Below are 22,370 nucleotides of genomic sequence, written 5' to 3' on the forward strand. Positions count from 1 at the left end.
TTTTTCGTTTTCGGCGGCCGTGTGGCAACGCGCATCCGCAGGATGTGCGGTGACGCGGAAACGCTTCCTTTACAATACGGGTCGATTCGGCGTCGCGAAGGGGAGTCGCGCGTCACGGCAAACCTCAACAAAGAGAGGGCTACATGAAGTTTATCGTCTGGCTGATCCGGGTATTGGTGTTCGTGCTGCTGCTGGTGCTCGCACTGGCCAATACGCAAACCGCGACGCTGAATTTCCTTGCCGGCTACGCATGGCAAGCGCCGCTGATCCTGATCGGCCTCGCGTTCTTCGTCGTGGGTCTGCTGGCCGGCCTGCTGTCCGCACTGCCGGCGATCTTCCGTCTGCGCCTCGAGAACGGGCGCCTGAAGCGCGATCTGCGCGCGGTGCGCGAAACTCCGGTCGTCGTCGATCAGCCGCCGATGCCGCCCGTCATTTAATACGGACGCCGCGCGAATCCCGCGCGGTTTTCGTCTCTGCTTCGATATTTCGCATGGATCTGGATTTCTGGTGGTTGCTCGCAATTCCGGTGGCGTTCGCGCTTGGCTGGGCGGCGTCACGCTATGACCTGAAGAACCTCCTGTCGGAGAGCGCCAACCTGCCGCGATCGTATTTCCGCGGCCTGAACTTTCTGTTGAACGAACAACCGGACAAGGCGATCGACGCGTTCATCGAGGTCGCGAAGCTCGACCCCGAGACGGTCGAACTGCACTTCGCGCTCGGCAACCTGTTTCGCCGCCGCGGTGAAACGGACCGGGCGATCCGCGTGCACCAGAATCTGCTGAGTCGCACGGACCTGCCTGTGAACGAGCGCGACCACGCGCTGTATGAACTCGGCCAGGATTTTCTGAAAGCCGGCCTGCTCGATCGTGCCGAAGAGGCCTTCCACCGGCTCGCCGACGGCGACTACGCGCTGGGTGCGCAGCGGGCGCTGCTGACGATCTACGAGATCGAGAAGGACTGGAACAAGTCGATCGATACCGCGAAGCGGATCGAGTCGATGAGCGACAAGCCACTCGCCATCGAAATCGCGCAGTTCCACTGCGAACTCGCGCAGGACGCGCTGCAGCGCAAGGACGCCGCGGCAGCGGCCGAACAGCTGAAGCTCGCGCTTGCCGCGAACCCGCAGAACGTGCGCGCGACGATACTGTCGGGCGACGCCGCGGCGGCAGCGGCCGATCACGCGGCCGCGATCGAGCACTGGAAGCGCGTCGAAGCGCAGAATCCGGCGTATCTGCCGCTCGTCGCCGACAAGCTGATGAAGGCCTATGTCGCGCTCGGCCAGCCGGTCGAGGGCGCCGAGCTGCTGATGGGCTATGTCGAGCGTTATCCGTCGAACGACCTGCTCGAAATCGCGTATCAGCACATCGCCGGGTTGCGCGGCCAGGAGGCCGCGCATACGCTCGCACGCACGCAGATGGAGAAGTCGCCGAACCTGTCCGGCATGCTGCACCTGCTCGACGCGCAGATCGCGGCCGCCGACGAGCCGCGCCGTAAGGAACTTGAAATGATGCGCGCGCTGATCAAGCAGCGCACCAAAAATCTGCCACGCTATACGTGCCAGAATTGCGGTTTCCGGGCACGGCTCTTCTACTGGCAGTGCCCCGGATGCAGCGGCTGGGAAACCTATGCGCCGCGCCGCGTCGAACCTGCGATGCCGGGCTGATCCCGGCGTGCGGCGCCGACGCGCTGCGGTTGCCGCCGGGTCCGGCCCGGCGGCCAAGTTAGTCAATTACCGGGACGTACCGGAACATCTATGAAAATCACCATCATCGGCACCGGCTATGTCGGTCTTGTCACGGGCTCCTGTCTCGCCGAGATCGGCCACGACGTCTTTTGCCTGGATGTCGATCCGCGCAAGATCGATATCCTGAACAACGGCGGGATGCCGATTCACGAACCGGGCCTGCTGGACATCATCGCGCGCAACCGCGCGGCTGGGCGTCTGCGCTTCTCGACCGACATCGCGGCGAGCGTCGCGCACGGCGAGATCCAGTTCATCGCGGTCGGCACGCCGCCCGACGAGGACGGCTCGGCCGACCTGCAATACGTGCTCGAGGCCGCGCGCAACATCGGCCGTCACATGACGGGTTTCAAGGTGATCGTCGACAAGTCGACGGTGCCGGTCGGCACCGCGCAGCGCGTGCGTGCGGTGGTCGACGAGGCGCTCGGCGCCCGCGGGCTCGCGGGCAGCGTCGCGCACCGGTTCTCGGTCGTATCGAATCCGGAATTCCTGAAGGAAGGCGCGGCAGTCGAGGACTTCATGCGCCCGGACCGCATCATCATCGGCGTCGACGACGACGAGACGGGCACGGTGGCGCGCGAGAAGATGAAGAAGCTATATGCGCCGTTCAACCGCAACCACGAGCGCACGATCTACATGGACGTGCGTTCGGCGGAATTCGCGAAGTATGCGGCGAATGCGATGCTCGCGACGCGCATCTCGTTCATGAACGAGATGTCGAATCTCGCCGACAAGGTCGGCGCCGACATCGAAGCCGTGCGCCGCGGGATCGGCTCCGATCCGCGCATCGGCTATCACTTCCTGTACGCGGGCGTCGGTTACGGTGGCTCGTGCTTCCCGAAGGACGTGCAGGCGCTGATCCGCACCGCGGGCGAAAACGGCCAGCCGCTGCGCATCCTGGAGGCTGTCGAAGCCGCCAACTCCGCGCAGAAGGATGTGCTGATCGGCAAGATCGAACAGCGCTTCGGCGCGGACCTGACCGGCCGCGAATTCGCGGTCTGGGGCCTCGCGTTCAAGCCGAATACCGACGACATGCGCGAGGCGCCGAGCCGCCGGCTGATCGCCGCGCTGCTCGATCGTGGCGCGACCGTGCGCGCGTACGATCCGGTCGCGATCGACGAAGCGCGCCGTGTGTTCGCGCTCGATCTTGGCGAGGCTTCCGACGCGCTTGCGCGCCTCCATTTCGTCGATACCCAGGACGCAGCTGTGATCGCCGCGGATGCGCTCGTGATCGTCACCGAGTGGAAGGAATTCAGGAGCCCGGATTTCACGCGCCTGAAGGCCGAGCTGAAGGCGCCGGTGATCTTCGACGGGCGCAACCTGTACGAGCCGGACGCGATGGCCGAACTCGGCATCGACTACCATGCGATCGGGCGTCCGCATGTCGCTCCCCAGTCTTCCTCCCGTGGATGAACGCACGATGACTACCCTTCGAGAAGTGGTGCCGGTACCGCGCGCGCAGCTCGCGGGTTCGCGCGTGCTCGTCGTCGGGGACGTGATGCTCGACCGCTACTGGTTCGGCAACGTCGACCGCATTTCGCCGGAAGCGCCGGTGCCTGTCGTGCATGTGCAGCGTCAGGAGGAGCGCCTCGGCGGCGCGGCCAACGTCGCGCGCAACGCCGTGACGCTCGGCGGTCAGGCCGGGCTCTTGTGCGTGGTCGGCTGTGACGAACCGGGCGAGCGGATTGTCGAGTTGCTCGACAGCAGCGGCGTGACGCCTCATCTCGAGCGCGATGCGTCGCTGCCGACGACGATCAAGCTGCGCGTGCTCGCGCGTCAGCAGCAATTGTTGCGGGTCGACTTCGAGGCGATGCCGAAGCACGAGGTGTTGCTCGCCGGGCTCGCGCGTTTCGATGTACTGCTGCCGCAGCACGACGTCGTGCTGATGTCGGACTACGCGAAAGGCGGCCTGACGCACGTGACGACGATGATCGACAAGGCCCGTGCGGCCGGCAAGCCGGTGCTCGTCGATCCGAAGGGTGGTGACTGGGCGCGCTATCGCGGCGCGTCGCTGATCACGCCGAACCGCGCCGAGCTGCGCGAAGTCGTCGGTCAGTGGCAATCGGAAGACGACCTGCGCGCGCGCGTCGCCAGGCTGCGCGCGGATCTCGATCTCGACGCGCTGCTGCTCACGCGTTCGGAGGAGGGGATGACGCTTTTTTCCGCAAACGGCGAACTGCATGCCCCGGCGCTCGCGCGCGAGGTGTATGACGTGTCCGGCGCGGGCGATACCGTGATCGCGACGGTCGCGACGATGCTCGGCGCCGGCGTGCCGCTCGTCGATGCCGTCGTGCTCGCGAACCGTGCGGCAGGCATCGTGGTCGGCAAGCTCGGTACGGCCACGGTAGACTACGACGAACTGTTTCACTGAGCGCATTCGGCGGCGCGCCGCACGGATGTCTCGTAATTTTTCAGGCAGAACGATCATGACCATCATCGTCACCGGCGCAGCCGGTTTTATCGGCGCGAACATCGTCAAGGCGCTCAACGAGCGCGGCGAGTCGCGCATCATCGCGGTCGACAATCTGACGCGCGCGGACAAGTTCCGCAACCTCGTCGATTGCGAGATCGACGACTATCTCGACAAGACGGAATTCGTCGAGCGCTTCACGCGCGGCGATTTCGGCAAGGTACGCGCGGTGTTCCACGAAGGCGCCTGTTCGGACACGATGGAAACCGACGGCCGCTACATGATGGACAACAACTTCCGCTACAGCCGCGCGGTGCTCGATGCATGTCTCGCGCAGGGCGCGCAGTTCCTGTACGCGTCGTCGGCCGCGACTTACGGCGGCTCGACGCGGTTCGTCGAGGAGCGCGAGGTCGAGGCGCCGCTGAACGTCTACGGCTATTCGAAGTTCCTGTTCGACCAGGTGATCCGCCGCGTGCTGCCGAGCGCGAAGAGCCAGATCGCCGGGTTCCGCTACTTCAACGTGTACGGCCCGCGCGAGACGCACAAGGGCCGCATGGCATCGGTCGCATTCCACAACTTCAACCAGTTCCGCGCGGAAGGCAAGGTCAAGCTGTTCGGCGAGTACAACGGTTATGCGCCGGGCGAGCAGACGCGCGATTTCGTATCGGTCGAGGACGTCGCGAAAGTGAACCTGTTCTTCTTCGATCATCCGGAGAAGTCGGGCATCTTCAACCTCGGCACCGGCCGTGCGCAACCGTTCAACGACGTCGCATCGACGGTCGTGAACACGTTGCGCGCGCTCGACAACCTGCCGCCGTTGACGCTCGCGCAGCAGGTCGAGCAAGGGCTGATCGAATACGTGGCGTTCCCCGACGCGCTGCGCGGCAAGTACCAGTGCTTCACGCAGGCCGACCAGACGAAGCTGCGTGGTGCCGGCTACGATGCGCCGTTCCTGACGGTGCAGGAAGGTGTCGACCGCTACGTGCGTTGGCTGTCCGGCCAGGTTTAAACGCACGCGCTGCGTCGCTAGACTGGGTCTCACGGTCGGCAGCCGCCGATCGTTTTCATCGGAGATCCAGCACATGATCAAAAAATGGTTTGCCGCGGCCGCGATGCTCGGCGCGATCGCGTCGGCATGGGCGGCCGTCGACGTCAACACCGCGAATGAAGATGCACTGGTCGGCATCAAGGGCATCGGTCCCGCGCGGGCAAAGGCGATTCTCGACGAGCGCGGCGCACGCGGGCCGTTCAGGAATGCAGAAGATCTCGCGTCGCGTGTGAAAGGCATGGGCGGCCATACGGTCGAGCGCCTTCAGCAGGAAGGGTTGACGATCGGCGCGGCCGCTTCGGTCGCGACGGCCCCGGCCACGGGCAAGCCCGCTGCGGCGAAACCTGCCGCTGCGCCTGCCCGCACCGCGCAGAAGTAACGCACACCAGACGAAAGGCTCCTTCAGTCGCCGTCTTGCGACGGCTTCCCGCGGCATGCCGCGGGTTTTTTGCGTCATGCGTCATGCGTCATGCGGCAGACCTATTCCATCGTCGCGATGGGGTTGCCGGCGCGCGCCCCCGCGCTGGTTTACAATCGATTGATTGATCGGCCTCGCACTCACGGTATCTCCATGGCTTACAAAACTATCGAAGACACGATCGGCAACACGCCGCTCGTGCAACTGGTCCGCCTGCCGGACGACGAGATTCGCGCACGCAACAACGTGGTGCTCGCCAAGCTGGAAGGCAACAATCCGGCGGGGTCCGTGAAGGATCGCCCGGCGCTGTCGATGATCAGCAAGGCCGAGGAGCGCGGTCGCATCAAGCCGGGCGATACGCTGATCGAGGCGACGAGCGGCAACACGGGCATCGCGCTCGCGATGGCCGCGGCCATCCGTGGGTACAAGATGGTGCTGGTCATGCCCGAGGATCTGTCGGTCGAGCGTCGCCAGAGCATGGCCGCTTACGGCGCCGAAATCATCCTGACGCCGGTAAAGGGCGGGATGGAACTGGCGCGCGACCTCGCGGAGCAGATGCAGCGCGAAGGCAAGGGCGTGATCCTCGATCAGTTCGGGAACCCCGACAATCCGGTCGCGCACTACGAAGGAACGGGCCCGGAGATCTGGCGCGACACCGAAGGGCGCATCACGCACTTCGTATCGGCGATGGGCACGACGGGCACGATCATGGGCACGTCGCGCTATTTGAAGGAACAGAATCCGGCGATCGAGATCGTCGGCGCGCAGCCGGAAGAAGGGTCGCGCATTCCGGGCATTCGCAAATGGCCGGAAGCCTACATGCCGACGATCTTCGATCGCAGCCGCGTCGATCGCGTCGAGAGCGTGAGCCAGGCCGCGTCGGAAACGATGGCGCGTCGGCTCGCGGCCGTCGAAGGCATCTTTGCCGGCATTTCGTCGGGCGGCGCATGCGAAGTCGCGATGCGCATCGCCCGCCAGGTCGAGAACGCGACGATCGTGTTCATCGTTTGCGATCGCGGCGACCGCTATCTGTCGACCGGTGTATTTCCTGCCTGAGCCCGATCGGCGTCCGCAGCGTCGAACGATAAAAAAACGCCGCATGAGCGGCGTTTTTTTCTTTGCGCGGGCCGTTGATTACTGCGCCGGCGTCTCCGTATCCGCGGCAGGCAGCGGCAGCGCGCCGCTCGCTTCCATCTGCGCCTTCACGGCTTCGCCGAGCTGGTACACGGTGAGCGCATAGAAGAAGCTGCGGTTGTAGCGCGTCAGCACGTAGAAATTCTTCAGGCCGAGCATGTATTCGGTCGCGCGTCCCGGCGACGGCAGGTCGACCACGGTGACCGGCGTGCCGCCTTCGGTGGTGATGTTGACCGTCGGCTCGTTGAGGGTCAGGCCGGCGCGCAGCAGTTGCGACAGCGCCCAGTGCGGCTCGGGCTGACCGTCCGCCGCTGCCTGCGCGATGCCGAGGCTGCCCGTGTCGGGCGTGATGCGCCAGACCACCGGGCGATCGGTCTCCCAGCCATGCTGCTTCAGGTAGTTCGCGACGCTGCCGATCGCATCGGCAGGACTGCTGCGCAGATCGACGTGGCCGCCGTCGTAGTCGACCGCATACTGGCGGATGCTGCTCGGCAGGAACTGCGGGATGCCGATCGCGCCCGTGTACGAGCCGAGCACGGTGGTCGGGTCGAGCTGGTTGTCGCGAGTCCAGACCAGGAAGTCCTCGAGGTTCTTGCGGAACGTTGCCTGGCGGCTGTCGCGATTCGGCGTGTCCGGATAGTCGAACGTGAGCGTGGTCAGCGTATCGAGCACGCGGAAGTTGCCCATGTAGCGGCCGTAGATCGTTTCGACACCGATGATGCCGACGATCACTTCGGGCGGCACGCCGAATTCCCGTGACGCGCGCTGCAGCGTCGCCTGGTTCGCCTTCCAGAATTTCACGCCCGCGTTGATGCGGATCGGCTCGATGAAGCGCGAACGATAGACGCTCCAGTTCTTCACCGAAGGCGTCGGTGCCGGCTTCACGAGCTTCACGGCGGTGGCCGAGTAGCTGATGCGCGAGAACAGCGCATGCAGGCTCGCGGAATCGAAGCCGTTGCGGCTCACCATCTCGTCGATGAACGCATCGACCTTCGCCTTGTTCGCGTAACGCTGCGGAACGATTTCCTCTTCGAAGGTCTGGCCTTGCGACGGCTGCTGCGGCGGTTGCTCCTGCGCGACGCGCGTGCCGGAGGACTTCGCAGGCTGCGTCTGCGCGACGGCGGGTGCGGCGGCCAGCGTAGCGGCGACGGCAGCGGCAACGAGCGGAACGCGAACGCGCGACAGTGCGGAGAGAAGGGCGGCAGGCTTGCTGGAATTCATGTCGAAGCGGGCTGACAGGGCGATGGGGTTCGGCGCAGTATACCCGACGCACCCTGCGTGCCGGGGCGATGCAGCGCACCGTTGTGGTAAGTTAGCGGCGAATTCGCGGCAGACGATGGACATCATTGATGGAGACTCGTGGCGCACCTTGCGTCGCGGATGACAGCTTATGGCAACCGCCTTCTATACGCACCCCGATTGCATGCTGCACGAGATGGGGGAATGGCATCCGGAATGCCCGGCCCGACTGTCGGCGATCCAGGATCAGCTGATCGCGAGCCGCATCGACGACCTGATCGTGCACGAAACCGCCCCGTTCGCGAGCGAGGTGGCGCTGGGCCGCGTGCATACGCAGGCCCATATCGACTACATCCGCAGCATGACGCCCGTCGACGGCTACGTCGAGATCGATCCCGACACGCTGATGAACCGCGACACGTGGCGCGCCGCGCTGCGGGCGGCCGGCGCGGCGATCGCGGCGACCGACGCGGTGATCGAAGGCCGCTACGCGAATGCGTTCTGCAGCGTGCGGCCGCCCGGCCATCACGCGGAACCCGCGCGGGCGATGGGCTTCTGCTTCTTCAACAACGTGGCGATCGCCGCGCGGCATGCGCTCGACGTCCACGGCATCGAGCGCGTCGCGATCATCGATTTCGACGTGCATCACGGCAACGGCACCGAAGCCGCGTTCGCGAACGACGAGCGCGTGCTGATGTGCAGCTTCTTCCAGCATCCGCTGTACCCGTTCTCGGGCGCCGATCACCAGGCGCCGAACATGGTCAACCTGCCGATGCCGGCACGCAGCAACGGGATGGCGATCCGCGAAGCGGTCGACATGTTCTGGCTGCCGCGTCTCGACGCGTTCAAGCCGCAGATGCTGTTCGTGTCGGCCGGTTTCGATGCGCATCGCGAGGACGACATCGGCAACCTCGGTCTCGTCGAGGCCGATTTCGAATGGCTGACCGCGCAGGTCGTCGACGTCGCGCGCCGACATGCGCAGGGCCGCATCGTGAGCTGTCTCGAGGGCGGCTACAACCTGTCCGCGCTCGGCCGCAGCGTCGTCGCGCACCTGCGCGTGCTGGCCGGCATTTGACCGGCAGGCAGCGCGGCCGCGCGCGTTCAGCGCGCCGGCACGCGCGCGTGAATCCACGCGATCAGCGCATCGATCACGCGATCGCGCTCGAGATCGTTCATCGTCTCGTGGAACCCGCCTTCGTATAGCGTCAGCGTGCGATCGGGCGAGCCGACGTGGGCGCCGAATGCGCGGCTTCCGTCGGGCTCGGTCAGCTTGTCCTCGGTGCCGTGATAGACGAGCACCGGCATGCGCAGCGCACCGCGGCCGCGCTCGACGCGCGCCATCGCGTCGAGGATTTCGGCACCTGTGCGCGCCGGCACCGCGCCATGGTGTACGAGCGGATCGGCACGATTGGCCGCGACGACGACCGGATCCCGCGACAGCAGCGCCGCATCGATCCTGATCGCGGGGAAGCTCGGCCATGCACGGCTGATGAAGCGGCTCATCGCGAGCATCCAGCGCGGCACGTCGCGCCCCGGCGCGAGCGCCGGGCTCGACAGCACGAGACCGGCCAGCGCGTGGCCGCGGGCGGGCACGCGTTCGATCGCATACAGCGCCGCGACGGCGCCGCCCATGCTGTGTCCCATCAGGAAGAGCGGCGTATCGCCGCAGGCGGCTTCGGCAACGAGTGCATCCGCATCGTTCAGGTAACCGTCGAAACGCTCGACCCACGCACGTTTGCCGGGCGACTGGCCGTGCCCGCGCAGATCGATCGCCAGCACGTCGATGCCGGCCGCGTTCAGTCTGGCCGCCAGCGCCGCGTAACGCCCCGCATGCTCGGCGAGGCCGTGCACGAGCGCGAGCGTCGCGCGCGGCGGCACCGTGCCGTCGCCGGCCGGCCAGCGGTACGACGCCAGTTCGAGTCCGTCCGCGGTACGCAGCCGGCCCATGCGCGGAGCGGGCAGGGACGCCGGCTCCAGTGCCGGGGTGGCGGGTACGGCGGTCGGCGTGGTGGTGGCGTTCATCTGGCGGGTCCCCGGTTCGTTGGCATCGGTGTTCCGGATCATAGTCGCCGCATTCCGGAGGCGGGCCAGCAGCGCCCCTCTAATTTCGTCTGGTTATGAAAAGATCGAAATCGATTATTAAGGGGAATGAGGCGTTTGCGGTAAAATCGCCGGCTATTCCAGATGCATCGGCGGCCGACTGGCGGGCCTCGCCAGCCGGCCGCCGTTCTGTTTACATGATCGAATTACGCAATCTGTCTCAGCGTTTCCCCGGCCCGACCGGCTGGGTCGACGCGTTGCACAACGTCAACCTGACGATCCCGCAGGGCGAGGTGTTCGGCATCATCGGCCGAAGCGGCGCCGGCAAGAGCACGCTCGTGCGCACCATCAACCTGCTCACGCGGCCGACCGAAGGCAACGTCGTCGTCGGCGGACGCGATCTCACGCTGCTGCCGGCGGGCGCGCTGCGCGAAGCGCGCCGCGAAATCGGCATGATCTTCCAGCACTTCAACCTGCTGTCGTCACGCACGGTATTCGACAACGTCGCGCTGCCGCTCGAGCTGGCCGGTGCAGGCCGCGCCGACATCGAGGCGGCCGTGCTGCCGCTGCTCGACCTCGTCGGGCTGTCCGCGCAGAAGGACCGCTATCCGGCCCAGATCAGCGGCGGCCAGAAGCAGCGCGTCGGCATCGCCCGCGCGCTCGCGAGCAAGCCGCAGGTGCTGCTGTCGGACGAAGCGACGTCGGCGCTCGACCCAGAGACCACGCGCTCGATCCTCGATCTGCTCAAGCGCATCAACCGCGAGCTCGGCCTGACGATCGTGCTGATCACCCACCAGATGGAAGTGATCAAGCAGGTGTGCGACCGCGTGGCGGTGCTCGACGCCGGCCGCGTGGTCGAAGAAGGCCGCGTGATCGACGTGTTCCTGCAGCCGCATCATGAAGTGACGCGCGCGCTGATCGGCGACGTGATCGCGCAGGAGCTGCCGCCGGCGCTGAAGGCACGGGTGGCCGAGCGACTGAAGACGGGCAGCGGGCATTTGCTGCGGCTGGCGTTCACCGGCTCGGGTGTCGACCAGCCGATCCTGTCGGAGACGATCCGCCGGTACGAACTCGATTTCAACATCCTGCACGGCCAGATCGACGAGATCCAGGGTCAGGCGTTCGGGTCGCTCGCGGTGCTCGCGGGCGGCGAACCGGGCAAGGTCGGGCAGGCGCTCGCGTTCCTGCGCGAGCAAGGTGTAGTGGTAGAGGAGCTTTCGTATGTTGAGTGAGATGTTCGATATGTTCGTGCAGTCGTTCTGGGAGACGCTGATCATGGTCGGCATCTCGGGAGCGGTCGGCGCGCTCGTCGGGCTGCCGCTCGGCGTGCTGCTGTACCTGACCGACCGTCAGGGCGTGCTGCAGAACCTCGGCCTGAATCGCGTGCTCGGCGGCATCGTGAACGCGGTGCGCTCGACGCCGTTCATCATCCTGCTGGTCGCGGTCATTCCGCTCACGCGGCTCGTCACGGGATCGTCGATCGGCACGGCCGCGGCGGTCGTGCCGCTGACGCTCGCGGCCGCGCCGTTCGTCGCGCGGCTGGTCGAGACCGCGCTGCGCGAGGTCGACCGCGGGCTGATCGAGGCCGCGCAGTCGATGGGCGCGACGACGTCGCAGATCGTGTTCAAGGTGCTGCTGCCCGAATCGCTGCCGGGCATCGTCGCGGGCCTGACGATCACGTTCGTGTCGCTCGTCGGCTATTCGGCGATGGCCGGTGCGATCGGCGGCGGCGGGCTCGGCGATCTGGGCATCCGCTACGGCTATCAGCGCTATCTGCCGGAAGTGATGTGGACGGTCGTCGCGATCCTGATCGTGTTCGTGCAGATCGTGCAATCGTTCGGCGACTGGCTCGTGCGCCGGCTGAGCCACAAGTAAAACGACATTCATCCATTTGGGGGAGACGATGCAACGACGTTTCATGCTGAAGTTCGCGGCCGCACTCGGCGCGGCCGCGCTGTTCGTGAGCGCACATGCGCAGGCCGAAACCATCAAGGTGGGCGTGACGGGCGGCCCGCACGCGCAGATCATGGACGTGGTGAAGAAGGTCGCGGCCAAGAGCGGCCTCGACATCCGCGTCGTCGAATTCTCCGACTACGTGCAGCCGAACGCGGCGCTCGCGTCGGGCGATCTGGACGCGAACAGCTACCAGCACGATCCGTATCTGCAGGCGCAGGTGAAGGATCGCGGCTACAAGCTGATCAAGGTCGCCGACACGGTCACGTTTCCGATGGGCATCTATTCGAAGCGCGTGAAGTCGCTGGCCGAACTCAAGCCTGGCGCGCGCATCGCGGTGCCGAACGACCCGACCAACGGCGGCCGCGCGCTGCTGTTGCTGCAGAAGCAGGCGCTCCTGAAGCTGCGCGCGGACGCTGGCCTCAAGGCGACGCCGCTCGACATCGTCGACAATCCGCGCAAGCTGAAGATCGTCGAGCTCGATGCGGCGCAGATTCCGCGCTCGCTGGCCGACGTCGATGCGGCCGCGATCAATACCAACTACGCGATGGAAGCGGGGTTGAAACCGAAGCAGGACGCGATCGCGATCGAGGGCCCGAACGGCCCGTACGCGAACGTTCTCGCGATTCGCGACGCCGACCGGAGCAAGCCGTGGGTCGCGAAGCTGGTGGCGGCCTACCATTCGGCGGAAGTGAAGCAGTTCATCGAACAGAAGTTCGGCGGGGCGGTCATCGCCGCCTGGTAACACGAGGTACAGGGCGCGCCCGGCGACGATTAGAGTCGATGATCGAAAACCCGGGCTTTGCGTCCGGGTTTTTTCTCTTTTAAAATAGAACGACCGTTCGCTATTGCCGGCGCGCCGACGAGGAGCGCTATCCTCGATAGCCGCGATGGATGGGTCCGCTGGGCCGCGCAGTCACGAGGCCTCGCTATAGAATGGCCTCTGGTCGTATTCGTAACTTTGGAGCGTGTGCATGAAAATCCTGGTGCCAGTGAAAAGAGTGGTCGATTACAACGTGAAGGTCCGCGTGAAGTCGGACAACACGGGCGTCGACATCGCGAACGTGAAGATGTCGATGAACCCGTTCGACGAAATCGCGGTGGAAGAAGCGGTGCGCCTGAAGGAAGCGGGCGTGGCGACCGAAGTGATCGCGGTGTCGGTCGGTGTCGCGCAAGCGCAGGAAACGCTGCGCACGGCGCTGGCGATCGGTGCGGATCGCGCGATCCTGGTGGAATCGAACGACAGCGTCGAGCCGCTGGCCGTCGCGAAGATCCTCAAGGCGCTGGTCGACAAGGAGCAGCCGCAACTGGTGATCCTCGGCAAGCAGGCGATCGACGACGATTCGAACCAGACGGGCCAGATGCTGGCCGCGCTGGCAGGTCTCCCGCAAGCGACGTTCGCGTCGAAGGTGACGATCGCCGACGGCAAGGCCACGGTCGCACGTGAAGTCGACGGCGGCGCGGAAACGCTGTCGCTGACGCTGCCGGCGGTGGTCACGACCGACCTGCGCCTGAACGAGCCGCGCTACGTGACGTTGCCGAACATCATGAAGGCGAAGAAGAAGCCGCTGGAAAACGTGAAACCGGAAGACCTCGGCGTGGACGTGACGCCGCGTCTGAAGACGCTGAAGGTGGCCGAGCCGCCGAAGCGCGCGGCCGGCGTGAAGGTGCCGGACGTGAAGACGCTGGTCGAGAAGCTGAAGACCGAAGCCAAGGTGCTGTAAGAGGGAGCGGAAAGAAATGACGATTCTGGTGATTGCAGAACACGACAACGCGTCGATCAAGGCCGCGACGCTGAACACGGTGGCGGCGGCCGCGAAGATCGGCGGCGACATTCACGTGCTGGTCGCGGGCCACAACGCGCAAGCCGCAGCCGACGCGGCCGCGAAGATCGCGGGTGTGTCGAAGGTGCTGCTGGCCGACGCGCCGCAGCTCGAAGCGGGCCTGGCGGAAAACGTCGAAGCGACCGCGCTGAACATCGCGAAGGATTACTCGCACATCCTCGCGCCGGCGACCGCCTACGGCAAGAACATCGCGCCGCGTATCGCCGCGAAGCTGGACGTTGCACAGATCTCGGACATCACGGCGGTCGATTCGGCCGACACGTTCGAGCGCCCGATCTACGCAGGCAACGCGATCGCGACGGTGCAGTCGAGCGACCCGATCAAGGTCATCACGGTGCGTGCGACGGGTTTCGATCCGGTTGCAGCCGAAGGTGGCAGCGCATCGGTCGAAAAGATCGAAGCGGCGGCAGACGCAGGCAAGTCGCAATTCGTGAGCCGGGAAGTGACGAAGCTGGACCGTCCGGAACTCACCAGCGCGAACATCATCGTGTCGGGCGGCCGCGGTCTGGGCAGCGGCGAGAACTACACGAAGGTGCTCGAGCCGCTGGCGGACAAGCTGTCGGCGGCACTCGGCGCATCGCGCGCGGCAGTCGACGCCGGCTATGTGCCGAACGACTACCAGGTCGGCCAGACCGGCAAGATCGTCGCGCCGCAGCTGTACATCGCGGTCGGCATCTCGGGTGCGATCCAGCATCTGGCCGGCATGAAGGATTCGAAGGTGATCGTCGCGATCAACAAGGATCCCGAAGCGCCGATCTTCAGCGTGGCCGACTACGGCCTCGTCGGCGACCTGTTCGCGCTGGTGCCGGAGCTCGTGAGCGAGCTCGGCTGACGCGGCAGGCCGCTTCGGCGGTAAGCATGCAGCAAGACAGGGGGCGCGATGAGCGCCCCTTTTTTTGTGGCGTGCAGGTGAGGGCGGGGTGTTCTGCGATGCACCGAGCCGCGATTGCGCAACGCTGCGGGGAGCATGCTCTTGTGCAGGCAGCCCCGCAGCGTCGATCGTTGGCGCGAAGAGCAACGAATGTGGGCGCGCTTGCGCAAGCCCGCTCCGGCGCCGGCAACGCGTTCGCTGCAACGAAAAAGGCGCCCCGCAAGGGGCGCCTTTCGATCGATGCCGACCGCCCGCGTCGCCGCGTGCCGTTCCGGCTTATGCGTATGCCGGGCGCGTCTGGCCGGCCACGTCCTTCAGGTAGCGATGCACCGACAGGTCATCGGCCTGAATCGCCGGCTTCTTGCCCGAGATCAGGTCGGCGAGCAACTGGCCCGACCCGCACGACATCGTCCAGCCGAGCGTGCCGTGGCCGGTGTTCAGGAACAGGTTCGAGACCGGCGTGCGGCCGACGATCGGCGTGCCGTCCGGCGTCATCGGGCGCAGGCCCGTCCAGAACGTTGCCTTCGACGTATCGCCGCCGCCGGGGAACAGGTCGTTCACGCACATTTCGAGCGTTTCGCGGCGCGCGGCACGCAGGTTCTTGTCGAAGCCGACGATCTCGGCCATGCCGCCGACACGGATGCGCTGGTCGAAACGCGTGATGGCGATCTTGTAGGTTTCGTCGAGCACCGTCGATACAGGGGCCGCCGCCTCGTTCACGATCGGCGCGGTGATCGAATAGCCCTTCAGCGGATAGACCGGGATCTTCATCAAGTTCGAGATGAAGCTGGTCGAGTACGAGCCGAGCGCGACGACATATGCATCCGCGCGCACCGTCTCGCTGCCGCACTGCACGCCGGCGATCCGGCCGCCTGCGATCGCGAGCGCGTCGATCGGCGTGTTGTAGCGGAACTTCACGCCGAGCGATTCCGCAAGCGCCGCGAGGCGCGTCGTGAACAGCTGGCAGTCGCCCGTTTCGTCGCCCGGCAGGCGCAGGCCGCCCGTCAGCTTGTGCGATACGGCGGCGAGCGCCGGTTCGGCGTTCTTCAATTCGGCCGGCGACAGCAGTTCGAACGGCACGTTTGCTTCCTGCAGCACCGCGATGTCCTTCGCCGCGCCGTCGAGTTGCTGTTGCGTGCGGAACAGTTGCAGGGTGCCGCCCGTGCGCCCTTCGTACTGGATGCCGGTATCGGCTCGCAGCGCCTGCAGGCAATCGCGACTATATTCGGCGAGGCGGACCATGCGGCCCTTGTTGACTGCGTAGCGGTCGGCCGTGCAGTTGCGCAGCATCTGCCACATCCACTGGAGCTGGAAACGCGTGCCGTCGAGGCGGATCGCGAGCGGCGCGTGCTTCTCGAACATCCACTTGACGGCCTTCAGCGGCACGCCGGGCGCGGCCCACGGAGCCGCATAGCCGGGCGAGATCTGGCCGGCGTTCGCGAAGCTCGTCTCGAGCGCCGGGCCGGCCTCGCGGTCGATCACCGTGACTTCATGACCGGCGCGCGCGAGGTAATACGCGCTTGCCACGCCCACCACACCGCTGCCCAGAACGACGACTCGCATAGCTGCTCCAGATGGAAGGGATCAGGTCGAGGCCGGGCGCACCTGCGTCTCCGTGTAACCTCTAGCTGATCTAGTTTTTTGAGCTATGGTATTGTCGAATGTGCAGGTTTTGTTATCGTATTTTTCAGGTTTTCAGAATAAACAAATGAGAACGCAACGCCAGCCAGTACGCTCGCTCGACAAGCTCGACCGCCGCATCCTCAAACTGCTGCAGGACGACGGCCGGATGGCGATGAAGGACCTCGCGGAACAGGTCGGCCTGACCGTGACGCCATGCATCGAGCGCGTGCGGCGCATGGAGCGCGACGGCGTCATTACCGGCTATCACGCACGCGTCGATCCGGGCCAGCTCGGCGCCGCGCTGCTGGTGTTCGTCGAGATCACGCTCGGCCACAAGGGCGGCAACATGTTCGAGCAGTTCCGTCGCGAAGTGATGAAGATCGACGAGGTGCTCGAGTGCCATCTGGTGTCCGGCGACTTCGACTACCTGATCAAGGCGCGGATCGGTGAAATGGCCGACTACCGCAAGCTGCTCGGCGACATCCTGCTGCAACTGCCCGGCGCGGTGCAGTCGAAGAGCTATGTCGTGATGGAGGAAATCAAGGAGACGCTGACGATTTCGGTCGGCGAATGACCGCTGCGGCGGCCGGTTGCCGGCGCCGCTGTCGGGCCCCTTATCTCGCCCTTGGCATGCTGCACCCAATACTGTATAAATATACAGTATTGGGTGCAGGCGAATGGGTGAGCGCATGGACGGCCGGTCCGACAACGAATTTCCGATAGCGCCGCCGGCGCCCCGCAAGGGGCGCGGTGCGGTCGACAACCTCCAGGGGCGGTACGAAACGGCGCTGCGCGAAGCGGTCGACGACGGCTGGGCCCACGAATCTGACGACGCCGATCTGCCCGCGCCGCTGCGCACGCAGGTGTTCGAGGAGCGTGCGAAGAGCATCCTCACGCACAACCAGTCGCCGGACATTCCGTTCAGCGTGTCGCTCAATCCGTATCGCGGCTGCGAGCACGGGTGCATCTACTGCTTTGCACGGCCGACCCACAGCTATCTCGGGCTGTCGCCGGGGCTCGACTTCGAGAGTCGCATCTATGCGAAGGTCAATGCGGCCGAATTGCTCGAGCGCGAGATTTCACGCAAGCGTTACGTGCCGGAGCCGATCGCGCTCGGCGTCAACACCGATGCATACCAGCCGGTCGAGCGCGACCTGCGCATCACGCGCAGCGTGATCCAGGTGATGCACGATCATGCGCTGCCGTTCGCCGCGATCACGAAATCGTCGCTGATCGAGCGCGATCTCGACCTGCTTGCCCCGATGGCCGAGCGCGGGCAGGTGATGGCGGCGGTCACGATCACGACGCTCGACGCCGATCTCGCGCGCACGCTCGAGCCGCGTGCGGCGACGCCGGCACGCCGGCTGCGTACGATCCGCGCGTTGCGCGACGCGGGTGTGCCGGTGGGTGTCAGCATTGCACCGATGATCCCGTTCGTCACCGAGCCGGACATGGAGCGCGTGCTGGAAGCCTGCGCGGAAGCAGGCGCCACGCATGCGAGCTATATCGTCCTGCGGCTGCCGTGGGAGGTCGCGCCGCTGTTCAAGAGCTGGCTCGCCGCGCATTTCCCCGATCGCGCGGAGCGCGTGATGAACCGTGTGCGCGACATGCGCGGCGGGAAGGACTACGACTCCGATTTCTCGAAACGGATGAAGGGCGAGGGGATCTGGGCCGACCTGTTGCGGCAGCGTTTCCGTCAGGCCGTGAAGCGGCTCGGGTTGAACGAGCGCAGGAACGGCATTCTGGATCTGTCGCAGTTTCGCGGCGCGCCGGCCGGCGCGGTGGCAGCGCGGCGCACCGTGGTGGGCGCAACGGGCACGAAGTCGCGTGATGACACGCAGTTGAGCCTGTTCTGACCGGTGTGCGTCGGCGCTTACTGCGAAATCTGCTTTGCCGCTTCGACTTGCGATTCGAAATACGTCTGGAACGACAGCGCAAGCGCGGTCATCAGCAGGAACGCGCCGATCAGCAGCGAGAAGATCACGATGAAGATCACCGTCCAGCCCGACCGGCTCTGCTTGCCCGTATCGGCATTGAATTGCGCGTCCCATTTCTCGTCGGGGCGCAGGCCGTAGACGAGCGCGGCGAGGAATGCGGCCAGCAGCGAGATCGCACCCGGCACGGCGAGCCACCAGCCGAGGCTGGCTGTGCGTTGGGTGGCGGCGAGCAGCATGAAACCCGGAATCCCGACGATCGTCGCGAGCAGGTGCGCCCAGCCGTACACGTCGCGAAGGCCGTACAGGTAGAAGCGGTGTGCGCCGAGCGAACCGAACAGGAACGCGAGGGCGGCAGTGAGCGTCTTGGAGCGGAAGCGGCGGGACGGTGCGGTGCTGCTGGACATGGGTGGCGGCGGATTATCGTTGGCGTGGCGGGCGGCAGGCCGGCGCGGGGCGCTCGGCCCGGCACGCATTCTACGATGCGCGGTCGGGCCCGGTCACCCCTCGGCTGCGTCAAGGTGCCGCATAGGTGACGCGGTAGATGGCGCCTGCATAGTCGTCGCTGACGAGCAGCGAGCCGTCGGGCAGCGGCAGCACGTCGGCCGGGCGTCCCCACGCGGTGCCGTCCGCGCGCAGCCAGCCGGTGATGAACGGCGTCTGGCGCGCGTGGCTGCCGTCGGCCGACACGACCGCGCGCATCACGCGGTAGCCGACCTTCGTGCTGCGGTTCCACGAACCGTGCTCGGCAATGAACACATTGTTGCGATACGACGCCGGGAACATCGGCCCCGTATAGAAGCGCATGCCGAGTGCCGCGACGTGCGCGCCGAGTTTCAGCACGGGCGGCACATGGCGGCGGCACACGTCGGCGCTGCCGAATTCGGGGTCGGGCGTGTCGCCGCCATGGCAATATGGAAAGCCGAAGTCGAGGCCTGCGCGCGGCGCGCGGTTCAGCTTGTCGTCGGGTACATCGTCGCCCATCAGGTCGCGCCCGTTGTCGGTGAACCACAGCTCGCCCGAGTCGGGGTGCCATGCGAAGCCGACGGTATTGCGCACGCCGCGGGCAAATACCTCGCGGCCGCTGCCGTCGGCGTTCATGCGTGCGATGATCGCGTAGCGGCTGCGATCGGCCAGGCACACGTTGCACGGCGCGCCGGTCGGCACGTAGAGCTTGCCGTCGGGGCCGAATGCGATGAATTTCCAGCCGTGGTGATGATCAGTGGGCAGCGCGTCCGTCACGACCGCCGGCGTGGGCGGCCGGTCGAGCCGGTCGTCGATGTGGTCGAGGCGCAAGATGCGCGACACCGCGGAGATATAGAGCGCGCCGTCGCGATACGCGACGCCGACGGGCATGTCGAGGCCCGAAGCGACCACGTAGCGAGCAGTGATCCGGCCCTCGTGCATCACGAACGCATGCACACGGCCTTCCCGTGAGCCGACATACAGGATCCCGCGCGGCGACCACGCCATTTCGCGGGCGGTCGGCACGGCGTCGGTCAGTACGGTGACGTGAAAGCCGGGCGGCACGACGAGTTCGCCCACCGGCGGCGCGGCGCACGCCGTGGTGGCTGCGAGGCAGATGGCGAAGCCGGTCAGCAGGCCCGTGAGGCGATGCTGCGCGCGGTACGCCAGGGCGGCGCAAAATAGCGGCATGGCGGCGGGGAGCGTCGTGAACACGACGATTGTAGGCCCGGCGAACACGGCGCCTGCGGAATTTTTGCGCGTAAGTGTTTGTTGTGGCTTTGGTTTCCGGCTATAATCGCACGTTTCAGTAGTTTCGAACCCGGTTTCCCCGAAGGATTTCATATGGTTATCATCCGTCTGGCTCGCGGCGGCTCGAAGAAGCGCCCGTTCTACAACATCGTTGCTACCGATTCGCGCAATCGTCGTGACGGCCGCTTCATCGAACGCGTCGGCTTCTACAACCCGGTCGCCACGAAGGGCGAATCGCTGCGTATCGCTCAGGATCGCCTGACGTACTGGCAAGGTGTTGGCGCGCAACTGTCGCCGACCGTCCAGCGTCTCGTGAAGGAAGCGCAAAAGGCGCAACCGGCCGCCTAACATGGCGCGGTGTGCCGGTCGTGCCGGCTGCAAGGAGCATTGATGTCCGGTCACGATTCCGGTAACGCAAAGCGCGGGCGAGCGTCGTTTGGCGCATTCGTCCGCAAGCCGGTCGAGCGCGACGTTGTCGCGAGCGCCGGTGAGGCTGCCGAGCAGGGCAGTCTCGAAGCGGTGCAAGCCTGGCCCGACGATGCTGTCGAGGTCGGGGCAGTGGTCGACGCCTATGGCCTGAAAGGCTGGATCAAGGTGGCGACGCATGCCGACGCCGGTCGCGGCGGCGATGCGCTGCTCGACGCGCGCCGCTGGTGGCTGGAACGGGGTGGGGAGCGGTTGTCCGCCCGCATCCTGCAGTCGAAAACGCACGGCGACACAGTCGTCGCGCATGCCGCGGGTGTCAGCGACCGCGATGCCGCATTGGCTTTGCGCGGCTTTCGCGTGTTCGTGCGCCGGGAAGATTTCCCGGCATTGGCCGCGGACGAATTCTATTGGGTCGACCTGATCGGTCTCGAGGTCGTCAACGAGCAATCGGTGGCGCTTGGGACAGTGAGCGGGATGATCGACAACGGCGTGCATTCGATCATGCGCGTCGAGTATCCGGCAGTCGGCAAGGATGGTCGGCCGACCACCGACGAACGGCTGATTCCGTTCGTCGGCGTATACGTCAAGACGGTGGATCAGGCGGCACGTCGCATCGTCGTCGACTGGGAAGCCGATTACTCATGAACCAGGTTACGGAGAGCGCGGTGCAGTTCGACGTCGTCACGCTCTTTCCTGAAATGTTCCGCGCGCTGACCGACTGGGGTATCACCAGCCGGGCCGTGAAGCAGGAGCGCTTCGGGTTGCGCACCTGGAACCCGCGTGATTTCACGACGGACAACTACCGCACGGTCGACGATCGTCCGTATGGTGGTGGTCCGGGCATGGTGATGCTGGCCAAGCCGCTCGAGGCCGCGATCGGCGCTGCGAAGGCAGCGCAGGCGGAGCAGGGCGTCGCGAGCACGCGTGTGGTGATGATGTCGCCGCAAGGTGCGCCGTTCACGCACGAACGTGCGGTGCGGATGGCGCAGGAGCCTGGTGTCATCGTGCTGTGCGGCCGCTACGAGGCGATCGATCAGCGTCTGCTCGACCGTTGTGTAGACGAGGAAATCAGCCTCGGCGATTTCGTTCTGTCCGGTGGCGAACTGCCGGCGATGGCGATGATGGATGCCGTCGTGCGCCTGCTGCCCGGCGTGCTGAACGATGCGCAGTCAGCCGTACAGGACAGCTTCGTCGACGGGCTGCTCGATTGTCCGCATTACACGCGCCCCGAGGAATACGAGGGAATGCGCGTGCCGGACGTGCTGCTCGGTGGGCATCATGCCGAGATCGAGCGGTGGCGCCGCCAGGAAGCATTGAAGAATACGTTGCGGAAGCGGCCGGATCTGATCGTCCGGGCGCGCCGCGAAAAGTTGTTGAGCCGGGCCGACGAGGCGTGGCTTGCGAACCTCGCACGCGAAGCGAAGAACGCCTCCTGAGGCGGCGTCGCGGGCGGGAAATGGCGGTGCCGTGCATGCGTGCGCGGCGCCTGATGTGAATCCATCCTCTGTCGGGGCCAGGCCTGGAAGCAGGCGGGCGCAAACGCCGACACGATGGCTTTAGGAGTCAGTGATGAATCTGATTGCAAAACTTGAGCAGGAAGAGATCGAGCGCGCGCTCGCCGGCAAGACGATCCCCGAATTCGCCCCGGGCGACACGGTGATCGTGAACGTGAACGTGGTTGAAGGTAACCGCAAGCGCGTTCAGGCTTACGAAGGCGTCGTGATCGCGATTCGCAACCGTGGCCTGAACTCGAACTTCATCGTCCGCAAGATTTCGTCGGGCGAAGGCGTCGAGCGTACGTTCCAGACCTACTCGCCGCTGCTGGCGAGCATCGTCGTCAAGCGTCGCGGTGATGTGCGTCGTGCGAAGCTGTACTACCTGCGCGAGCGTTCGGGCAAGTCGGCTCGAATCAAGGAAAAGCTGGTGTCGAAGGATCGCACCGCAGCAGCTTCCCAAGAGTAAGAGCTGTAAGG

The 22,370-nt window shown here is 65.7% G+C and carries 24 protein-coding genes; 19 read left to right on the forward strand and 5 right to left on the reverse strand.

What is annotated here, in order from left to right; translation table 11 throughout:
* Positions 1-143 precede the first annotated feature (143 nt).
* From ACP26O_RS04875 to cysM, 7 genes are all read left to right on the forward strand, one after another.
* Complete coding sequence (locus ACP26O_RS04875) at positions 144-437, forward strand: lipopolysaccharide assembly protein LapA domain-containing protein (RefSeq protein ID WP_006750751.1); 294 nt, start codon at positions 144-146, stop codon at positions 435-437.
* Between the two features lie 53 nt (positions 438-490).
* Positions 491-1,663 carry a lipopolysaccharide assembly protein LapB gene (gene lapB / locus ACP26O_RS04880; protein ID WP_175656077.1) on the forward strand — a complete coding sequence of 391 codons (1,173 nt, stop codon included), beginning with the start codon at positions 491-493 and terminating at the stop codon, positions 1,661-1,663.
* A gap of 90 nt (positions 1,664-1,753) precedes the next feature.
* Positions 1,754-3,154, forward strand: coding sequence for a UDP-glucose dehydrogenase family protein (locus tag ACP26O_RS04885; RefSeq protein WP_175664063.1), 1,401 nt, complete (start codon positions 1,754-1,756; stop codon positions 3,152-3,154).
* A gap of 7 nt (positions 3,155-3,161) precedes the next feature.
* Complete coding sequence (rfaE1, locus tag ACP26O_RS04890) at positions 3,162-4,112, forward strand: D-glycero-beta-D-manno-heptose-7-phosphate kinase (protein WP_011656282.1); 951 nt, start codon at positions 3,162-3,164, stop codon at positions 4,110-4,112.
* A 55-nt stretch (positions 4,113-4,167) separates the two neighbouring features.
* On the forward strand, positions 4,168-5,160 hold the full coding sequence (rfaD, locus tag ACP26O_RS04895) for an ADP-glyceromanno-heptose 6-epimerase (protein ID WP_166722807.1): 993 nt from the start codon (positions 4,168-4,170) through the stop codon (positions 5,158-5,160).
* 73 nt (positions 5,161-5,233) lie between these two features.
* Positions 5,234-5,578 (forward strand): ComEA family DNA-binding protein, encoded by a 345-nt coding sequence (locus tag ACP26O_RS04900; protein WP_175664062.1) that lies wholly within the window; start codon positions 5,234-5,236, stop codon positions 5,576-5,578.
* Between the two features lie 192 nt (positions 5,579-5,770).
* Positions 5,771-6,673, forward strand: a complete 903-nt coding sequence (gene cysM, locus ACP26O_RS04905) for a cysteine synthase CysM (RefSeq protein WP_175664061.1) — start codon at positions 5,771-5,773, stop codon at positions 6,671-6,673.
* 78 nt (positions 6,674-6,751) lie between these two features.
* Here cysM and mltB read toward each other — a convergent pair whose 3' ends face one another.
* Positions 6,752-8,098, reverse strand: coding sequence for a lytic murein transglycosylase B (mltB, locus tag ACP26O_RS04910; RefSeq protein ID WP_175664060.1), 1,347 nt, complete (start codon positions 8,096-8,098; stop codon positions 6,752-6,754).
* Positions 8,099-8,141: 43 nt separating this feature from the next.
* Here mltB and ACP26O_RS04915 point away from each other — a divergent pair, with 43 nt between their 5' ends.
* Positions 8,142-9,065: a histone deacetylase family protein gene (locus ACP26O_RS04915; protein ID WP_006750743.1), complete on the forward strand. Its 924-nt coding sequence runs from the start codon at positions 8,142-8,144 to the stop codon at positions 9,063-9,065.
* A gap of 26 nt (positions 9,066-9,091) precedes the next feature.
* Here ACP26O_RS04915 and ACP26O_RS04920 read toward each other — a convergent pair whose 3' ends face one another.
* Positions 9,092-10,012, reverse strand: a complete 921-nt coding sequence (locus ACP26O_RS04920) for an alpha/beta hydrolase (RefSeq protein WP_175664059.1) — start codon at positions 10,010-10,012, stop codon at positions 9,092-9,094.
* A gap of 215 nt (positions 10,013-10,227) precedes the next feature.
* On the opposite strand from ACP26O_RS04920, the gene ACP26O_RS04925 reads away from it, so the two are divergent.
* The 5 genes from ACP26O_RS04925 (at position 10,228) to ACP26O_RS04945 (ending at position 14,659) form a co-directional block, all read left to right on the forward strand.
* Positions 10,228-11,262 (forward strand): methionine ABC transporter ATP-binding protein, encoded by a 1,035-nt coding sequence (locus tag ACP26O_RS04925; RefSeq protein WP_105833416.1) that lies wholly within the window; start codon positions 10,228-10,230, stop codon positions 11,260-11,262.
* Positions 11,252-11,905, forward strand: a complete 654-nt coding sequence (locus ACP26O_RS04930) for a methionine ABC transporter permease (protein WP_011656289.1) — start codon at positions 11,252-11,254, stop codon at positions 11,903-11,905. The genes ACP26O_RS04925 and ACP26O_RS04930 overlap by 11 nt, the downstream gene beginning before the upstream one ends.
* A 28-nt stretch (positions 11,906-11,933) precedes the next feature.
* A complete protein-coding gene (locus tag ACP26O_RS04935) occupies positions 11,934-12,728 on the forward strand; it encodes a MetQ/NlpA family ABC transporter substrate-binding protein (RefSeq protein ID WP_175664058.1) in 795 nt (264 codons plus the stop codon).
* 229 nt (positions 12,729-12,957) lie between these two features.
* The gene (locus ACP26O_RS04940) at positions 12,958-13,707 is read left to right on the forward strand and encodes an electron transfer flavoprotein subunit beta/FixA family protein (RefSeq protein ID WP_011656291.1); all 750 of its coding nucleotides are present in this window, start codon (positions 12,958-12,960) and stop codon (positions 13,705-13,707) included.
* A 16-nt stretch (positions 13,708-13,723) separates the two neighbouring features.
* Positions 13,724-14,659, forward strand: a complete 936-nt coding sequence (locus ACP26O_RS04945; RefSeq protein ID WP_175656068.1) for an electron transfer flavoprotein subunit alpha/FixB family protein — start codon at positions 13,724-13,726, stop codon at positions 14,657-14,659.
* 315 nt (positions 14,660-14,974) lie between these two features.
* Here ACP26O_RS04945 and ACP26O_RS04950 read toward each other — a convergent pair whose 3' ends face one another.
* Positions 14,975-16,261, reverse strand: coding sequence for a D-amino acid dehydrogenase (locus ACP26O_RS04950; protein ID WP_165751068.1), 1,287 nt, complete (start codon positions 16,259-16,261; stop codon positions 14,975-14,977).
* 145 nt (positions 16,262-16,406) lie between these two features.
* On the opposite strand from ACP26O_RS04950, the gene ACP26O_RS04955 reads away from it, so the two are divergent.
* Together ACP26O_RS04955 and ACP26O_RS04960 are read left to right on the forward strand one after the other, a co-directional pair.
* Positions 16,407-16,895, forward strand: a complete 489-nt coding sequence (locus ACP26O_RS04955; protein WP_006762687.1) for an Lrp/AsnC ligand binding domain-containing protein — start codon at positions 16,407-16,409, stop codon at positions 16,893-16,895.
* Between the two features lie 103 nt (positions 16,896-16,998).
* Positions 16,999-18,177, forward strand: coding sequence for a PA0069 family radical SAM protein (locus tag ACP26O_RS04960; protein ID WP_175661021.1), 1,179 nt, complete (start codon positions 16,999-17,001; stop codon positions 18,175-18,177).
* Between the two features lie 17 nt (positions 18,178-18,194).
* On the opposite strand, the gene ACP26O_RS04965 is transcribed toward ACP26O_RS04960, so the two are convergent.
* Positions 18,195-18,662 carry an NINE protein gene (locus tag ACP26O_RS04965; protein WP_165751070.1) on the reverse strand — a complete coding sequence of 156 codons (468 nt, stop codon included), beginning with the start codon at positions 18,660-18,662 and terminating at the stop codon, positions 18,195-18,197.
* A gap of 109 nt (positions 18,663-18,771) precedes the next feature.
* Positions 18,772-19,911 carry a PQQ-dependent sugar dehydrogenase gene (locus ACP26O_RS04970; RefSeq protein WP_175664057.1) on the reverse strand — a complete coding sequence of 380 codons (1,140 nt, stop codon included), beginning with the start codon at positions 19,909-19,911 and terminating at the stop codon, positions 18,772-18,774.
* A gap of 153 nt (positions 19,912-20,064) precedes the next feature.
* Here ACP26O_RS04970 and rpsP point away from each other — a divergent pair, with 153 nt between their 5' ends.
* The 4 genes from rpsP to rplS all read left to right on the forward strand — a co-directional run bounded on the left by rpsP (position 20,065) and on the right by rplS (position 22,359).
* Complete coding sequence (gene rpsP / locus ACP26O_RS04975) at positions 20,065-20,319, forward strand: 30S ribosomal protein S16 (RefSeq protein ID WP_006476550.1); 255 nt, start codon at positions 20,065-20,067, stop codon at positions 20,317-20,319.
* Positions 20,320-20,361: 42 nt separating this feature from the next.
* Complete coding sequence (gene rimM / locus ACP26O_RS04980; protein ID WP_105833421.1) at positions 20,362-21,042, forward strand: ribosome maturation factor RimM; 681 nt, start codon at positions 20,362-20,364, stop codon at positions 21,040-21,042.
* The gene (gene trmD / locus ACP26O_RS04985; protein ID WP_006761287.1) at positions 21,039-21,833 is read left to right on the forward strand and encodes a tRNA (guanosine(37)-N1)-methyltransferase TrmD; all 795 of its coding nucleotides are present in this window, start codon (positions 21,039-21,041) and stop codon (positions 21,831-21,833) included. The genes rimM and trmD overlap by 4 nt, the downstream gene beginning before the upstream one ends.
* Positions 21,834-21,966: 133 nt before the next feature.
* Positions 21,967-22,359, forward strand: coding sequence for a 50S ribosomal protein L19 (gene rplS, locus ACP26O_RS04990; protein WP_011883860.1), 393 nt, complete (start codon positions 21,967-21,969; stop codon positions 22,357-22,359).
* The last annotated feature ends 11 nt before the right edge of the window (positions 22,360-22,370 follow it).

Source organism: Burkholderia sp. R-40, from assembly GCF_049942845.1.
In the GTDB taxonomy this organism is placed as follows: Bacteria; Pseudomonadota; Gammaproteobacteria; order Burkholderiales; family Burkholderiaceae; genus Burkholderia; species Burkholderia ambifaria.

Coding starts and splice junctions, on each gene's coding strand:
- ACP26O_RS04875 (WP_006750751.1), top strand. CDS start 144: ATGAAGTTTATCGTCTGGCTGATCCGGGTATTGGTGTTCGTGCTGCTG.
- lapB (WP_175656077.1), top strand. CDS start 491: ATGGATCTGGATTTCTGGTGGTTGCTCGCAATTCCGGTGGCGTTCGCG.
- ACP26O_RS04885 (WP_175664063.1), top strand. CDS start 1,754: ATGAAAATCACCATCATCGGCACCGGCTATGTCGGTCTTGTCACGGGC.
- rfaE1 (WP_011656282.1), top strand. CDS start 3,162: ATGACTACCCTTCGAGAAGTGGTGCCGGTACCGCGCGCGCAGCTCGCG.
- rfaD (WP_166722807.1), top strand. CDS start 4,168: ATGACCATCATCGTCACCGGCGCAGCCGGTTTTATCGGCGCGAACATC.
- ACP26O_RS04900 (WP_175664062.1), top strand. CDS start 5,234: ATGATCAAAAAATGGTTTGCCGCGGCCGCGATGCTCGGCGCGATCGCG.
- cysM (WP_175664061.1), top strand. CDS start 5,771: ATGGCTTACAAAACTATCGAAGACACGATCGGCAACACGCCGCTCGTG.
- mltB (WP_175664060.1), bottom strand. CDS start 8,098: ATGATGTCCATCGTCTGCCGCGAATTCGCCGCTAACTTACCACAACGG.
- ACP26O_RS04915 (WP_006750743.1), top strand. CDS start 8,142: ATGGCAACCGCCTTCTATACGCACCCCGATTGCATGCTGCACGAGATG.
- ACP26O_RS04920 (WP_175664059.1), bottom strand. CDS start 10,012: ATGAACGCCACCACCACGCCGACCGCCGTACCCGCCACCCCGGCACTG.
- ACP26O_RS04925 (WP_105833416.1), top strand. CDS start 10,228: ATGATCGAATTACGCAATCTGTCTCAGCGTTTCCCCGGCCCGACCGGC.
- ACP26O_RS04930 (WP_011656289.1), top strand. CDS start 11,252: ATGTTGAGTGAGATGTTCGATATGTTCGTGCAGTCGTTCTGGGAGACG.
- ACP26O_RS04935 (WP_175664058.1), top strand. CDS start 11,934: ATGCAACGACGTTTCATGCTGAAGTTCGCGGCCGCACTCGGCGCGGCC.
- ACP26O_RS04940 (WP_011656291.1), top strand. CDS start 12,958: ATGAAAATCCTGGTGCCAGTGAAAAGAGTGGTCGATTACAACGTGAAG.
- ACP26O_RS04945 (WP_175656068.1), top strand. CDS start 13,724: ATGACGATTCTGGTGATTGCAGAACACGACAACGCGTCGATCAAGGCC.
- ACP26O_RS04950 (WP_165751068.1), bottom strand. CDS start 16,261: ATGCGAGTCGTCGTTCTGGGCAGCGGTGTGGTGGGCGTGGCAAGCGCG.
- ACP26O_RS04955 (WP_006762687.1), top strand. CDS start 16,407: ATGAGAACGCAACGCCAGCCAGTACGCTCGCTCGACAAGCTCGACCGC.
- ACP26O_RS04960 (WP_175661021.1), top strand. CDS start 16,999: ATGGGTGAGCGCATGGACGGCCGGTCCGACAACGAATTTCCGATAGCG.
- ACP26O_RS04965 (WP_165751070.1), bottom strand. CDS start 18,662: ATGTCCAGCAGCACCGCACCGTCCCGCCGCTTCCGCTCCAAGACGCTC.
- ACP26O_RS04970 (WP_175664057.1), bottom strand. CDS start 19,911: ATGCCGCTATTTTGCGCCGCCCTGGCGTACCGCGCGCAGCATCGCCTC.
- rpsP (WP_006476550.1), top strand. CDS start 20,065: ATGGTTATCATCCGTCTGGCTCGCGGCGGCTCGAAGAAGCGCCCGTTC.
- rimM (WP_105833421.1), top strand. CDS start 20,362: ATGTCCGGTCACGATTCCGGTAACGCAAAGCGCGGGCGAGCGTCGTTT.
- trmD (WP_006761287.1), top strand. CDS start 21,039: ATGAACCAGGTTACGGAGAGCGCGGTGCAGTTCGACGTCGTCACGCTC.
- rplS (WP_011883860.1), top strand. CDS start 21,967: ATGAATCTGATTGCAAAACTTGAGCAGGAAGAGATCGAGCGCGCGCTC.